This window comes from Microbispora catharanthi (genome assembly GCF_006334915.2).
Classification (GTDB): Bacteria; Actinomycetota; Actinomycetes; order Streptosporangiales; family Streptosporangiaceae; genus Microbispora; species Microbispora catharanthi.
This window is the reverse complement of the sequence record NZ_VDMA02000043.1, coordinates 16,234-30,842: the sequence shown is the minus strand read 5'-3', so window position 1 is coordinate 30,842 and position 14,609 is coordinate 16,234. Positions and strand designations below refer to the sequence as shown.

At 69.2% G+C, this 14,609-nt stretch carries 14 protein-coding genes; 9 read left to right on the top strand and 5 right to left on the bottom strand.

Annotation, left to right across the window (positions count from 1 at the left end):
- Positions 1–325: 325 nt before the first annotated feature.
- Complete coding sequence (locus FH610_RS41560; protein WP_139580742.1) at positions 326–1,318, bottom strand: sugar kinase; 993 nt, start codon at positions 1,316–1,318, stop codon at positions 326–328.
- Positions 1,319–1,459: 141 nt separating this feature from the next.
- On the opposite strand from FH610_RS41560, the gene FH610_RS41555 reads away from it, so the two are divergent.
- Complete coding sequence (locus FH610_RS41555) at positions 1,460–3,436, top strand: right-handed parallel beta-helix repeat-containing protein (RefSeq protein WP_139580741.1); 1,977 nt, start codon at positions 1,460–1,462, stop codon at positions 3,434–3,436.
- A gap of 65 nt (positions 3,437–3,501) precedes the next feature.
- Here FH610_RS41555 and FH610_RS41550 read toward each other — a convergent pair whose 3' ends face one another.
- Together FH610_RS41550 and FH610_RS41545 are read right to left on the bottom strand one after the other, a co-directional pair.
- Positions 3,502–4,287 carry an SDR family oxidoreductase gene (locus FH610_RS41550; protein WP_139580740.1) on the bottom strand — a complete coding sequence of 262 codons (786 nt, stop codon included), beginning with the start codon at positions 4,285–4,287 and terminating at the stop codon, positions 3,502–3,504.
- 76 nt (positions 4,288–4,363) lie between these two features.
- The gene (locus FH610_RS41545) at positions 4,364–5,392 is read right to left on the bottom strand and encodes a zinc-dependent alcohol dehydrogenase (protein WP_139580739.1); all 1,029 of its coding nucleotides are present in this window, start codon (positions 5,390–5,392) and stop codon (positions 4,364–4,366) included.
- Positions 5,393–5,546: 154 nt separating this feature from the next.
- On the opposite strand from FH610_RS41545, the gene FH610_RS41540 reads away from it, so the two are divergent.
- The 7 genes from FH610_RS41540 (at position 5,547) to FH610_RS41510 (ending at position 12,309) form a co-directional block, all read left to right on the top strand.
- A complete protein-coding gene (locus FH610_RS41540; RefSeq protein WP_205826431.1) occupies positions 5,547–6,875 on the top strand; it encodes an ABC transporter substrate-binding protein in 1,329 nt (442 codons plus the stop codon).
- A gap of 1 nt (position 6,876) precedes the next feature.
- Positions 6,877–7,809 (top strand): carbohydrate ABC transporter permease, encoded by a 933-nt coding sequence (locus FH610_RS41535; protein ID WP_139580737.1) that lies wholly within the window; start codon positions 6,877–6,879, stop codon positions 7,807–7,809.
- Between the two features lie 4 nt (positions 7,810–7,813).
- Complete coding sequence (locus tag FH610_RS41530; protein ID WP_205826430.1) at positions 7,814–8,725, top strand: carbohydrate ABC transporter permease; 912 nt, start codon at positions 7,814–7,816, stop codon at positions 8,723–8,725.
- Between the two features lie 28 nt (positions 8,726–8,753).
- Positions 8,754–9,941, top strand: coding sequence for a mandelate racemase/muconate lactonizing enzyme family protein (locus tag FH610_RS41525; RefSeq protein ID WP_139580736.1), 1,188 nt, complete (start codon positions 8,754–8,756; stop codon positions 9,939–9,941).
- 156 nt (positions 9,942–10,097) lie between these two features.
- Complete coding sequence (locus tag FH610_RS41520; RefSeq protein ID WP_205826429.1) at positions 10,098–10,472, top strand: L-rhamnose mutarotase; 375 nt, start codon at positions 10,098–10,100, stop codon at positions 10,470–10,472.
- A gap of 5 nt (positions 10,473–10,477) precedes the next feature.
- Positions 10,478–11,311 (top strand): amidohydrolase family protein, encoded by an 834-nt coding sequence (locus FH610_RS41515; protein ID WP_205826428.1) that lies wholly within the window; start codon positions 10,478–10,480, stop codon positions 11,309–11,311.
- On the top strand, positions 11,308–12,309 hold the full coding sequence (locus tag FH610_RS41510; RefSeq protein ID WP_139580735.1) for an aldo/keto reductase: 1,002 nt from the start codon (positions 11,308–11,310) through the stop codon (positions 12,307–12,309). Before FH610_RS41515 ends, FH610_RS41510 begins: the two co-directional genes overlap by 4 nt.
- A 121-nt stretch (positions 12,310–12,430) precedes the next feature.
- Here FH610_RS41510 and FH610_RS41505 read toward each other — a convergent pair whose 3' ends face one another.
- On the bottom strand, positions 12,431–13,018 hold the full coding sequence (locus FH610_RS41505) for an NADPH-dependent FMN reductase (RefSeq protein ID WP_139580734.1): 588 nt from the start codon (positions 13,016–13,018) through the stop codon (positions 12,431–12,433).
- A gap of 88 nt (positions 13,019–13,106) precedes the next feature.
- Here FH610_RS41505 and FH610_RS41500 point away from each other — a divergent pair, with 88 nt between their 5' ends.
- A complete protein-coding gene (locus FH610_RS41500; RefSeq protein ID WP_139580733.1) occupies positions 13,107–13,595 on the top strand; it encodes a MarR family winged helix-turn-helix transcriptional regulator in 489 nt (162 codons plus the stop codon).
- A gap of 137 nt (positions 13,596–13,732) precedes the next feature.
- On the opposite strand, the gene FH610_RS41495 is transcribed toward FH610_RS41500, so the two are convergent.
- Positions 13,733–14,428, bottom strand: a complete 696-nt coding sequence (locus FH610_RS41495) for a FadR/GntR family transcriptional regulator (RefSeq protein ID WP_161628214.1) — start codon at positions 14,426–14,428, stop codon at positions 13,733–13,735.
- Positions 14,429–14,609: the final 181 nt, after the last annotated feature.

Below are 14,609 nucleotides of genomic sequence, written 5' to 3'. Positions count from 1 at the left end.
GTCGGCATGCGGTCGCCCGGTCGCAGGCCCAGCCGGGCGATGAGCTCCAGCACCTGCTCGGCCGCCACCTCATAGCCCGGCCGGTATCCGCCCTCACGCTGGGTGTCGGTCACCGTGCTTCCTCCTCGCCGTTCCCTGCAAGAGTATGACGACTGATCGAGACGGCCCTTTGCGAGGGTCCGACGGCGTGCGATCAGTACGACACATCTGAACGGTTCAGGCGAGATGCCCGGCATGAGTGGGCGCGGCGGCAGGCGCCGCCGCGCAGGTCAGTGAGGTATCCGGCCGGTCAGGACATCCAGAATCAACCCGAGCGTGAGCCGGTTCACCGGCGGACCTCCCGCCCGGCGCCCCGGGCAAGCTCCAGCACCTCCTCAGCGCTGAAGCGGCACTGGTCTCCCTGCACGCTCATGGCCAGGGAGGCCATCGCCGTCCCCCGGCGGAGCGCATCCTCGGGGGAACCGTCGATCACGCCCCACAGCACGCCTGCCGCGAAGGCGTCCCCGGCGCCGATCCGATCGACTGCGACGGTGGGCAGCGCGGGGGCGGCGAAGGACTCGCCGTCCCACCGTGCGACGGCGCCGCCGGCCCCGGCCGTCACCACGACGCGGCCGACTCCCAACCTCTTCGCCGGATCGTCCGCCAGCGCCGGGGGATCGCCGGCCAGGCCGAAGAGATCGCGCGCGTCCTCGGCCCGGCAGATCAACACGTCGATGTCGGATGCCACCTCGGCGGTGAACGAGGCGGCCTTCTCCGGCGAGGACAGCGCCGCTCGATAGTTGACGTCGTAGACGACCAGAGCGCCACGCCTGCGCCCCTCCCGCGCCGTTCGCAGCACGAGCGCGTCCGACCCCGGCGCCAGAGCGGCGGTGATGCCGGTCAGGTGGATGATCCGCGCCTCGCACACGGCAGCCCAGTCGAGATGGTCGGCCTGAAGGGAGCCGAACGCGGTGCCGGCCCGGTCGTAGAGGACGCTCGTCGGGCGCGGCGGGGAGCCGATCTCGGCGAAGTAGAGCCCGAGGCGCTCGCCGGCCGTCCACCGCACGGTGTCGAGGACGACGCCGGCGCTCGCCAGAGAGTCTGCGACCCGGCGCCCGAGGACCGTGTCGGGCAGCGCCGACGTCCAGCGCGCGGACACGCCGACCGATGCCAGGGCGACGGCGACGTTCGCCTCGGCACCGCCGACGTGCACGCGCAACTGGCCGCAGTCGCGCAGCCGCTCGCCCGACGGGGGCGACAGCCGCAGCATGGCCTCACCCAGCGTGGAGACCTCGACGCGACGGCTGCTCGCAGGGCCTTCGCTCCATTGCTCACTCATGCCCGGGAAATCACCCCTCTTGACTCACGCCCGCTACGCCGCTTTCATCATACCTATTATGTGTTACGTCACATGCACCAAGGGAGCCAGAGACAAGTGAGACAAGGCCATTTGGCATCCCTCGTGGGAAGCATCTCCCTCGTGGCGACCGGGGTCGTCGTGGCCGGCGCCACGCCGGCGCTCGCCGTGCCGCCGCATCCGGGCCGGACCACGATCGTCGTCTCGCCGAACGGCGACGATCACAATCAGGGCACGCCGGGCAAGCCGCTGCGCACGCTGCCGGCGGCGCAGGCGATGGCACGCGCCTCGGCGCGCGCGGGCAGCGCCGTGACGGTCGAGCTGAGGGACGGGACCTACCGGCTCGACAAGCCGCTGCGTTTCACCACGGAGGACTCGGGCACCACCGCCAAGCCGGTGACCTGGACCGCCGCTAAGGGGGCGCACCCGATCATCTCGGGCGGCGGAGCCGTGACCGGCTGGACGTCGTACGACGCCGGAAAGAACATCTTCGTCGCCTCGGTGCCCAAGGGGCAGGACAGCCGCCAGCTCTACAAGAACGACGCGGCGGTGCCGCGCGCGGCGATCAAGATCGCTCGCAGCGATGTGACGATCACCGAATCCGGCATGGAGATCAAGAATGCCACGCTGAACTACCTCGCGACGCTGCCGGACCAGAGCCGCATCGAGGTCGAGAGCCAGGGCTCCTTCACCGATCGGTACGCCCCCGTGAAGAGCATCAGCGGCACGACGATAACCATGCAGCAGCCCGCGTGGCAGAACAACAACTGGGGATACGACACCCTGGCACGGCCGTTCGCGGGCGGTCAGCTGCTGCTCGAGAACTCCTACGCGTTCCTGCAGGAGGGGCAGTGGTACCTCGACCCCTCCGCCGGCAAGCTGTACTACCGTGCCGCCGCCGGTGAGGACCCGAACGGCGCGTCGTTCGTGCTGCCCTACCTCGAGTCGCTCGTGCAGATCGCGGGGAGCTACACGGAACCGGTGCACGACCTGACCTTCTCGGGCATCCAGTTCTCGCACTCGACCTGGCTGTCTCCCGGCTCGTCGATCGGCTACGCGGACCAGCAGAACGGCGCCTTCATCGCGAAGACCGTCCCGCAGCCGGCCGACTACCTCACCAGCTGCCAGTCGGGCTGCAAACTGTTCGAGGGCGCGCGCAACGGCTGGAACCAGATGCCGGCGGCGGTCCAGGTGGCCGCGGCCACCCGCGTGAAGTTCACGGACGACACCTTCGCCCACCTCGGGCAGGTGGGCCTCGGCATCGGCCTGGACGCCAACGCCAACGGAGCCGGGATCGGGCTCGGGGTCACCGAGACGACGGTCCACCACAACCTGTTCACCGACCTCGGTGGCGCGGGGGTCGTCGTGGGCGGCGTGCAGCCGGACGCCCACCACCCGAGCAACCCGGCGATGACCCTGCGCGACATCACGATCGACAACAACTTCGTGACCGACGTCGCGAAGGACTACAAGGAGATGTCGGGCATCCTATCCACCTACGTGGACCACGCCGTGATCACGCACAACGAGGTCTCGAACCTCGCCTACGACGGGATCGACACCGGCTGGGGCTGGGGCGCCAACGACGTGGGCGGCAGCCAGGACTACAAGAACCGGGGCCTGTACGACTTCCAGCCGATCTACACCACGCCGACGACGCTCAGGAACACCGAGGTGACCGGCAACCTGATCCACGGTGTGAAGAAGGTCTTCCACGACGGCGGGAGCCTGTACAACCTGTCGGCCAACCCCGGCGCCGTGTTCAGCGGCAACTACATCTACGACACCAGGCGCACGGTGGGTCTCTACCTGGACGAGGGATCGCGCTACGTGACGATGAAGAACAACGTGGTTCAGGACTGCGGAGTGTGGGTGTTCACGAACTCCTACGGGACGATCAACAACACCAGCGACAACGTGCTCCAGCACAACTGGTACAACTCCGGCGTCACCCAGACGCCGAACACGACCGAGCACAACAACCAGCTGATCGACAACGTCCAGGTGTCGGGCACGGCCTGGCCCGAGGACGCCCAGCGGGTGATCGAGCAGGCGGGCATCGAGCCGCACCTGCGGACCTTCCCGGGGGTCTCGCAGTAGCCGCAGGACGACGATGAGGCGGGGAAGCCGGACGGCTTCCCCGCCTCTCACGTCGTGGTCACGCGCTACCTCGCCAGCCACCCGCCGTCCACCGGGATGACCGCGCCGCAGACGTAGTCGGACGCCGCCGAGCTGAGGAAGACCGTCGCTCCCGCGATGTCGTCGCCGCGGCCCCAGCGTCCGGCCGGAATCCGCTCCAGGATCGACCGCGACCGTTCGGGGTCGTCGCGGAGCGCCGCCGTGTTGTCGGTCGCGATGTAACCGGGCGCGATGGCGTTGACGTTCACGCCCCGCCCGGCCCACTCGTTGGCGAGAGCGCGGGTGAGGCCGGCGATCCCCGACTTCGCGGCGGTGTAGCCGGGCACGTTGATCCCGCCCTGGAAACTCAGCATGCTCGCCGTGAACACGATCTTGCCGCTGCCGCGCTCCAGCATCGGACGTGCGACCAGCTGCGTGAGGGCGAACTGGCTCGACAGGTCGATCTCGATCACCCGATCCCACCACGAGAGCGGATGCTCCGCAGCGGGGGCCCGTTCGATCGTGCCCGCGTTGTTGACGAGGATGTCGGGGGCCCGTTCCGCGAGTTCGGCGCCCAGCGCCAGGACGGCGTCGCGATCCGCGAAGTCGACCGCCCGGCTCTCGAAGGACCGGCCGAGCCCGCGGATCGACTCCGCGATCTCGTCGTCGGCCCGCGACTGAGCGCTCACACCGATGATGTCCGCACCGGCGGCGGCGAGGGCCTCCGCCATGGCGCGGCCGATGCCCCGGCGGGCGCCGGTGACGACGGCGAGACGGCCGTGGAGGTCGAACAGGCCGCCGTGTCTGTCGATTCGCTCGCTACGCTCGCTCATGCCACCTCCTCGCCTTGCGGCTCGGAGTCGCATGAGCGAATCGCGCTGTGTCCATTGATTCGCTCGCTACGCTCGCTCATGCCCGGGCCTCCCCTGCGACGTCCACCAGGATCTTCATGGCCCGGCCCGCCGAGAGGTCGTCGAACGCGGAGGCGATCTCCTCGATCGGGACGACGCCGGAGATGAGGGCCTCCGCGGGGATCAGCCCCCTGCCGAGCAGGTCGACGGCGCGCTCGAAGTCCGACCGCTGGTACACCCGGGCGCCCAGCAGCCGGAGCTCGCGCCAGAACACGCGCTGCAGGTCCAGCTCGCGAGGGGCGGAGTGGATGGCCACCACGACGATCGTCCCGCGCACCTTCGCCAGCGCGGTGGCGGAGCGGGCCGCGGCCGCGGCTCCCGACACCTCGAACACCACATCGGCGCCGACGCCGTCCGTCCAGCGCTCGACCTCGGCGACCATGTCGGCGGAGGAGGGGTCGATCACCTCGATGCCGAGCTCGGCGACGCGGCTCCTGCGTGAGGCGTCGACCTCGGCGACCATGACATGGGCGCCCGCGTTCCGCGCCACGACGGCGATGAGCACCCCGATGGGGCCGCCCCCGAGCACGACGGCGTGGTCGCCGACCTGGAGGCCGGAGCGCCGCACGTCGTGTACCGCGACGGCGACAGGCTCGACCAGCGCCGCCGTACGCAGGTCGAGACCCTGGGGGAGCGGCACGGCGATCGAGGCCGGGACGTTCCACCGTTGCTGCAGACCTCCGGGGGAGTCGATGCCGACGAAGACGAGGTTCTGGCAGATGTGCTGGTGACCGGCGAGGCAGGCGGAGCAGGTGCCGTCCCACACCAGCGGCATGACGGTCAGGGGGTCGCCGACCCTCCAGCCCTCCACTCCCGCGCCGATCGCCGCCACCGTGCCCGACGTCTCATGGCCGAACACGAGCGGCGTCCGCACCCTGGCGTCCATGTCGCCGTGCACGATGTGGAGGTCGGTTCCGCACAGCCCGCAGTAGGCGACGGCGACCTGGATCTCGCCGGGACCGGGCGGCGCGACGTCCACGGGCACGGTCGCGAGGCGACCCCCGCCCATGTATGCAGCACCCTTCATCGGGTGTCCTCACTCTCTGCGGTGGTTGAGACCGCTTGCACACGTCATACGTATGCTCTATTTTCATCACACCGCGCGAGTCGTCAATGTGGGGGACAGGGACAAAGGACACCAAATGGTACTTAACAGGCATGTCGGATGTACCGAGCGGCGGATGCGCTTGATGGGCGGGGTGGGTGCTGTCGCCATCGCCCTCACGCTGGCCGGCTGCGGCGGCAGTGGCGGTTCTTCGGTCGGCTCCTACGGCTTTCCGCAGGTGACGCAGGACGACAAGGCCGCGATCACGGTGTGGGTGGACGCCGACCGCTCAGGCGCGGCCGACGCCTTCAAGAAGGCCAACCCCGACGTGAAGGTCAACGTCGTCACGTATGACGGCTCCGCGAACGGCTCGAACTCGTTCCGGACGAAGGTGCAGCTGTTCGACCGGGCGGGCAGCGGCTGGCCCGATGTGGTGTTCTCGACGCAGAACAACGACGCGGCGTGGGCGAGCCAGAAGAGCAACGGCAAGCAGGCGTTCGCGGCCGTGCTCAACAGCGGGCTTGTTCCGAAGAGCACGCTCGACGGCTTCACGCAGGGTTCGCTGGCGCCGTGCACGGTCGAGGGCAAGGTCTACTGCCTCCGCAACGACCTGGCGCAGGTGGCGCTCTGGTACAACAAGGACCTGCTCGACAAGTTCGGCTACAGCCTCCCCACCACCTGGGAGGAGTACCAGGCGCTCGGCGAGAAGGCGGCCAAGGAGCACCCCGGCTACATCGTCGGCGCCGCCGGAGACTCCTTCGCCCCGGAGATCTACTTCTGGAGCGGCAAGTGCCAGGCGAACGGCATCACCGGTCCCACGTCGGTCACGGTCGACACCGAGAGCACGGAGTGCAAGCGCGTCGCGTCGATGCTCGACGTTCTGATCAAGAACGGCACCGTCCCCAACCTGAGCGTCTTCACTCCGGAGTTCGTGAAGAAGTACACCGGCAAGGTGCTCCTGATGCCGGGCCCGGCCTGGTACGCGGGCGCCATCTTCAACAACCCGCAGTCGCTCAACGTCCCCGCGGGCCAGCTCGGCGTCGCGGCACCGCTGGCCTGGCAGGGTGACAGCCCCGCGACGGGCAACGTCGGTGGCGGCACCTGGTTCGTCAGCAGCCACTCGAAGAACCTCAAGGCGGCCGAGAAGTTCGTCGAGTTCGTCACGACGGCCGACGACTACCAGGTGAACGTGGCTCCCGGATACCCGGCCTACGCGTCGGCCGCGGAGAAGTGGGTCAAGAAGCAGGAGTCGAGCGGCTACTACGCCACCGACCTCCAGGCGCTGATCAAGGCCGGGTCGCAGATCTGGACCGGGTGGGGCTCCGGCGTCTTCAGTCAGGAGGCGATCTGGGCCAAGACGATCACCCCTGCGATCGCCGGCGGCAAGAACCTGGTCGATCTCCTTCCCGAGTGGGGGACCGCGATCAAGAACCAGGCCCAGGTCAACGGCTACACGGTCAAGTGACATGACGGTTACGGATGAGGCCGCCCGGTCTGCGGTGATCCCGCCCGGGCGGCCGGCCGGCCGGAGCGACGGCGGCGAGCGGAGCGCGATGAGCTACGCCTTCATCGCTCTCTACGCGGTGCTGACGGTCGCGTTCGGCATCCTTCCGGCCCTCTACTCCCTCTACCTCGCGTTCACCGACGGCGACGGCGGCTTCGCGGGCGTCGCCAACTTCACCAAGGTCATGAGCGACTTCCGCTTCCTGCCCGCCGTCGGGCACGTCGCGCTCTACCTGGTGATCTGGCTGGTGGCCCTGGTGGTACTGGTCTCCTTCCTGGCCATCGTGGTCCACGCGGTCCGCGTGCGCTGGCTCAGCCGGACGCTCCGGTTCGTCTTCTACCTGCCGGGCGCCCTCGCGGGCGCGTCGAGCGTGCTGCTGTGGCTGTTCGTGCTCGACCCGACCGCCAGCCCGGTCGCCGGCCTGCTGCGTCTGATGGGTTTCTCCAGCTTCGTGCAGGTCATCGTGCCGGCGAACCTGCCCCCGGTCTTCGCCGTCATCGCGTTCTGGACCGGCGCGGGCGGCTGGATCGTCATCATGTACGGCGCGCTCAACAACATCAGCGCCGACGTGATCGAGGCCGCGCGCATCGACGGCGCCGGCACGGTGCAGATCGCCTGGCACATCCAGCTGCCGATGCTGCGCAAGTGGATCTCGTACATGGGCATCATGTCGCTCGCCGCAGGCACGCAGCTGTTCGTCGAGCCGCAACTGCTCTCGCAGGCGAGCAACGCGATCGTGCCCAACGACTACTCGCTGAACCAGCTCGCGTACCAGTACGCGTTCCAGCAGAACGATTTCAACGGAGCGGCGGCCATCTCCCTGCTGCTGCTCGTCGTCGCCCTCGCGCTGTCGGCCGTCTTCGTGACGCGCGGCGGCCTGTTCGAGAGGGGCTGAGCTCATGACGACAGTGGACGCCGGCCGCGCGATGGCGCGACGGAAAAGCGTCAGCGGCTGGAGCGGCCGGACGATCGTCGCGGTCGTGGTCGCGATCTTCGTGCTGTTCTTCGTCATCCCGATCGTCTGGCTGCTGCTGGCGACGACGAAGTCGGCGCACGGGCTCATCGTCGACAACCCGTTCCTGCCCGGGAGCATCGACAACCTGGCCGCCAACTGGAACCAGTTGTTCGGCTTCCAGGACGGCGCGGTCACCGCGTGGGTGGGCAACTCGGCGCTGTACGCCCTGGGCGCGCTCGTCATCACGCTCATCGCGAGCATTCCGGCGGGGTACGCGATGGCCCTGACGGAGTTCCGGCTGCGGCGGCCACTCCTGGTGCTGACGCTGATCGTCATGCTGATCCCGAACACCGCGCTGGTCCTGCCGATCTTCCTCGAGCTGAACGTGGTGGGCCTGATCGGCAGCCCGCTCTCGGTGATCCTCCCGATGTCGTTCTTCCCGTTCGGGGTGTACCTCACGTACATCTACTTCTCGACCAGCGTCCCGCGCGACCTGCTCGCGGCGGCGCGCCTCGACGGATGCGGCGAGCTTCAGGTGTTCACCCGGGTCGCGCTGCCGCTGGCGGCGCCGGTCGTCGCGCTGGTGGCGTTCTTCAGCTTCGTGCAGAGCTGGAACAACTTCTTCCTGCCCTTCGTGATGCTGCCCTCGAGCGAGGGGTATCCGGTCCAGGTCGGCCTGACCTCCCTGCTCGCCTCCACCCCGGCGTTCAACCCGAGCTCTGCCGGCACTTTGTCCGTGCAGCTGCCCACACTCGCGCTCGCGACCGTCATCTCGGTGCTGCCGGTGCTGATCGTCTTCCTTTTCGCACAGCGCTTCCTGGTCGCGGGCATGACGGCCGGGGGCACCAAGGAGTGAGTCGAATTCCTGTCACAAAGGAGCAATCGTGAAGGTCACTGGCTATCGCAGCCTGACCACTGCGCACGACTGGGGCCGAGTGATCGGCGACGCCAACGGCGTCATGCCCGAGCCGCGCACGGACGTGCACGTGCTGATCCTCGAGACCGACAGCGGCGTCGAGGGTGTCGGGCTCGGAGCGCACGGCGACATCGACCGCGTCTTCGGCGCCGTCGAGGGCGAGGATCCGCGGGCCGTCTCCGCGCTCTACGACCGGATGCTCGACCGGGTCTTCAAGACGGGCCACTCCGGCGCGACGTTCGGCGCCATCGGTGCGATCGACATGGCGCTCTGGGACCTCAAGGCGAAGGCCGCAGGCGAGCCGCTCTGGCGCACTCTCGGCGGACGTGACCGGTTCGTTCCGGGCTACGCCTCCGGGCTGGACATCGCACTCGACGACGACGCCCTCGTACGCCTCTACGAGCGCTTCGCGGACCGGGGTTTCAGCGCCGCCAAGCTCAAGGGCGGCCGGAGCCTCGATCACGATCTGCGCCGGCTGAAGGCGCTGCGGGAGGTCCTCGGGCGCAACTCGGCCGACCCCGCCCTCATGTTCGACGCCAACGAGTCGTGGAACCGGTCGCAGGCTGTGCGCTACATCGCGGCCCTGGAGCGGTCGGTGGACCTCACCTGGGTCGAGGAGCCTGTGCGGAGATGGGACGCGGCCGGGCTCGCCGCGGTCCGGCGGGGCATCCGCGCCGGCGTGGCGACCGGAGAGAACCTCACCGGCCTCGATCAGTACCGGCCGCTCCTGGACGCCGACGCCGTCGACATCGTCCAGGTGGGCAACGTGTGGGGCATCACGCACTTCCTGCGGGTGGCCGCGGTGGCGCACAGCCGGGACCTGCCCGTGAGCCCGGTGGCCTACCACACCAACCCGGTCGCGCACGCCGCCACGGCGGTGCCCAACCACCTGGCCTTCGAGGTCCAGGACCTGTCGGCGCCCATCGGACTCCAGGTCGACCAGGAGTTCGAGGACGGCGGGATCGTCCTCGGCGACGAGCCGGGCCTGGGCATCCGGGTGGACGAGGACCACATCAACGCGGTGCGAGCCGCCGACCCGCCGGCCGCGATCGCGGGTCCGCACGTCCGCCCCCACCGGGCGGGCCTGCGCCTCGTCCCGGATTCCCACTGGGACGACCGCATCGGCGCGCCCGCGGGAGAGCGGGTGGGGTCATGAGCGAGCGAAGCGAGCGAATCAATAGACACAGCGCGATTCGCTCATGCGACTCCGAGCCGCAAGGCGAGGAGGTGGCATGAGCGAGCGAAGCGAGCGAATCAATAGACACAGCGCGATTCGCTCATGCGACTCCGAGCCGCAAGGCGAGGAGGTGGCATGAGCGAGCGGAGCGAGCGAATGGACGAGCACACCGAGCGGCGCCGCGTCGAGCGTCACGCCCTCGTCGTCGGCGTCCGGCCCGAGCGCAGGGAGGAGTACCTCGAACTGCACCGCAACGTCTGGCCGCAGGTCGAGCAGACCTTGCGCGACGCCAACGTCACGAACTACTCGATCTTCATCGTCGGCGACACCCTGTTCGCCTATTACGAGTATGTCGGCGAGGATCACGCGGCCGACATGGCCCGCATCGCAGAGGACCCGGTGACGCGCGAGTGGTGGACGCACACCGACCCCTGCCAGGTGCGCATCGTCGAAGAAAGAGATCCCGGAGCGCTGTGGCAGCCGCTCGACGAGATCTGGCACCTGTCGTGACCGGCGTGATCGACGCACACGTCCATCTCTGGAACCGGGCCACCGACCCCCAGCCGTGGATCGACCCCACGACGATGGCGGCCATCGATCGCGACTTCACGCCCGGCGACCTCGAGCGGATGCTCGATTCGGCCGGCGTGGACGCCGCGGTCGTCGTGCAGGCGAGCAACAGCGCCGCCGAGACGCGGCGGCTGCTGGCGCACCCGAGCCCGCGCATCGCCGGTGTGGTCGGCTGGACCGACCTCACCGCCGACGTCGCGGCGCAACTCGACGGGCTCGACCCCGCGTCGCGCCGGAGGCTGGTGGGAATCCGTCACCTGGTCCACATCGACCCCGACCCCGACTGGCTCGCGCGGCCCGACGTGGGAAGGGCGCTCGATCAGCTGGGCGCGCGCGACCTCGGCTTCGACCTGGTCGTTCGATGGTGGCAGCTGCCGCTGGCCGCGACCGTCGTGGCCGCGCACCCCGGTGTCCGCTTCGTCGTGGACCACCTCGGCGGGATCGCCGAGTCGGACGATGAGGCCGGCTGGGAGGCCGGCTGGGAGGCCGGCCTGCGCGAGCTCGCCTGCCGGCCGAACACCTTCGCGAAGATCTCCGGGCTGGCCGGACTCGTGAACGGCGGCGACGGGGCCCGCCTCCGCCGCGTGGTCGACGTGGCGCTCGACGCGTTCGGCCCGGAGCGGCTCATGTACGGGTCCGACTGGCCGCTGGCCGAGCTGGGGGCCGGTGCGGTCGCGTGGCGGCGCGCGGTGGACGAGCTCGTCGGCGAGCTGAGCCCGGCGGAGCGGCAGTCGATCATGTCCGGCGCCGCGTCGGTCCTCTACGGGCTGGGCGGATGACGGCCTCGATCGCGGATCTGCTGAACCGAGGCCGGTCGGGGCGCGGTGTCATCGGCCTCGGCGGATCACCGCTCGGCAACTTCGCCCGGTCCGTGAGCGACGACGAGGCCGCCCGGACGGTGCGCCGGGCGTGGGATCGCGGTATCCGCTACTTCGACACGGCGCCGCACTATGGTCTCGGGCTCTCCGAACGCCGCATCGGAGCCGAATTGCGCCGCCGCCCTCGCGACGAGTTCGTGCTTTCCACCAAGGTCGGTCGCCTGATCGTGCCCAATCCCCGGCCTCGGGAATGGGACGACGACGGGTTCGCCGTTCCCGGCGACCTCACACGGCGGTGGGACTTCTCGGCGACGGGTGTCGAACGCTCGCTCCGGGAGAGCCTGACGCGTCTCGGACTCGAGTCGGTCGACATCCTGTACCTGCACGATCCCGACCAGGCGTGGAAGGGCGCGGCCCGGGAGGGGCTCGCGTCGCTGGCGCGGCTGAAGGCCGCCGGCGTCGTGAAGGCCATCGGCATCGGGACCAACTCCACCGCCGGGCTCGCCGCGATCATCGAGGAGGGACTCGTCGATGTGATCATGCTGGCCAACCGCTATTCGCTGCTCGACCACAGCGCACTCGACTCGGTGCTCACGCCGGCCCGTCGCTTCGGTGTCGCCGTGGTCGCCGTCGGTGTCTTCGCCACCGGCCTGCTCTCCACCGCCCGGCCCGCACCCGGCTCGACGTACGAGTACCGTGCCCCCGGCGCCGACGTGCTCGGGCGCGCGGAGCGGATCGCGTCGGTCTGCGCAGATCACGGCGTCGAACTGCCCGCCGCCGCGCTGGCCTTCCCGCTGCTGCACCCCGCGGTCTCCGCGATCGCCGTCGGCATGCGCTCACCACAAGAGGTGGACGAGAACCTCCGGCGGTTCGAGACCGACATCCCCGAGGGGCTCTGGCACGACCTGATCGCCGAAGGCCTGATCCCGGCCGGGGCCGTGCCGACGCGCGAACCCTGATGCCCTAAGCCGTGTCTGGCAATCGTTTGTGAGCGGGTTTGCGGAGCCGAAGGATGAGTGAGGAAATGCTGCGTCCGTCAGCTCGCCGCGTCGTGTCACGTGATCGGTCAGGAACTGGGCCTCATGCAGCCGTGGGCGTCTGCGTCTTGGCCTGGCGCACCCCGCGCAGGGCGCCGGACCAGGCGATCAGCTGGTCGAGCATGTCGCCTACGGCGGTGTGGAGGCCCTCCTGGGGGACGAAGGTGCCGGTGTGGAACGAGGGGTGTGTCGAGATGGTGGGCTGGGCACGGACCGTGGCCACCTGGAGTTCGGCGAGGACGAGCCGCAGCGCTTCGGCGGCCCGGGCCCCGGCGACCCAGCCGCCGTAGCTGATGATCCCGGCGGCCTTGTCGTTCCATTCCCGGTAGACGTAGTCCAGGGCGTTCTTCAGGGCTCCGGGGAAGGAGTGGTTGTACTCGGGGACGAGGAAGACGTAGCCGTCGAAGCTGTCGATGAGTGCGCCCCAGGCGCGGGTGTGGTCGTGCTGGTACTGCTGGAAGTTCGGGTTGCCGGGCTCGTCGAGGTTGCCGAGGTCGTGGTCGGCGAGGTCGATGAGTTCGTAGTCGGCTCCGCCGTGGGCACGGGCGGCCTCCAGTGCCCAGGCGGCGATCTTGTCGCCGCGGCGTCCGGGGCGGGTGCTTCCGAGGATGACTGCGATGCGAAGCGGCATGGTCTTCCTTCCGAGGGAGTTGTCACGTCAACTCTAGATTGGGCGGAGTTGAAGTGACAACTCTGCTGTTCGCGGTATCCTCGGCGACATGACGGAGACTCGATCGCTGGAACCGGAGGAGTGGGAGCTCTGGGATACCTGGATGCGCGCGCAGCGCCTGCTCACCAGGGAGCTGGAGCGTGGTCTACAGCATGACTGCGACATCTCGAAGGCCGAGTTCAGCGTGCTGGTGACGCTGTGGCAGGCCGCTGGCCGCGAGATGCGTGTCGGTGAGCTCTCCGAGTCGCTCGACTGGGACAAGAGCCGCGTCTCACATCAGCTGACGCGCATGGAAAAACGCGGCTTCGTCAAGCGCACCCAGTACGGGGCCGATGGTCGCCGCGCTGGGATCGGGCTGACCGCCGAGGGGCGCCGCGCCGCCCAGAGTGCCATCCTCGTGCACGGCGGCAACATCCGCCGCCACTTCCTCGACTCACTGACCCCCGAGCAGGCATCAGTCATCCGGGCATGGAGCGTGCAAGCAGTCGATCGCCTGGAGCCGCGCCGCAGCGAGGCTGCCGGCGACGGCGCGTCCTAGACCGCGTCCCGCACCGCCCTCATGGACACCGCCGATACGGCCCTGGGCATTCTCAGGCAGGCCCTCAGGGGCCATCCCGCGGGTGGCGGGTGAGGCATCCCCCCGCCACGGTGGCGCCGGCCGCGGCGGGGGCTCTCTCAGGAGCCTGCTTCCTGGCCCATCGCTCCGTGTACGCGGGGGCGGCGCCTGGCCCATGAGCCCACAATGTGGACGCGCATCGCGGCCGCGGCGCCCTGGGAGTCGCCCTGAAGGATCATCGACTCGATCTGCCGGTGCTCGGCGAGCGACTGGAGGAGTTCCTCCCTGTTCGGGTCGCCGTTGTACTGACTCGACAGCCGTGCCTTGGCGTGGATGCCATGAATGATCGCATGACCGAGGCGATTGCCGGAGGCGAGCATGATCATTTCGTGGAAGGCGACGTCCTCCCTGCCGTAGCGCTCCGGGTCGTGCAGGGTCTCCGCGAGAACGTTCGCCTGCCTCTTCAGCGCCTCGGCCTGAGCCGGTGTGATCACGCGCGCGCACTGCGCCGCCATGTCGCATTCGAGCGCCACCCGGACGTTGACGAGGTCGTCGAGGATGGACAGGTCGCTGTCGTGCCGGATCTGCGCCTCGAGGACGAGGGGGTCCAGCAGGTTCCAGCCGATGGGCTCCAGGACCCGGGTCCCCCGGCCCGGAGTGGCCTTGACCAGGCCCTTCGCCTCCAGAAGCTTGATCGACTCGCGCACTACCGTACGGGAGACGCCGAACTCCTGACACAACTCGGGCTCGGTCGGGAGCACGCTGTCCACAGGGTAGGCCCCCGACACGATACGGTCGACGAGATACGTGACCACGGTGTCGCCCAGGCGGCGGGGCCGTCGGTGTGCGGGCGGCTCCAGTGGGCCGCGGGAGGCACTCGCGGTCAGACCGGGTTGAGAGAACGCGGCAGTCACTGGGCCTCCAGGAGGATCATCACAGGTGAGAGTATAACTCCTCTGCTCATATGTAATTCATATGATGAATTTGCGGGCCGCT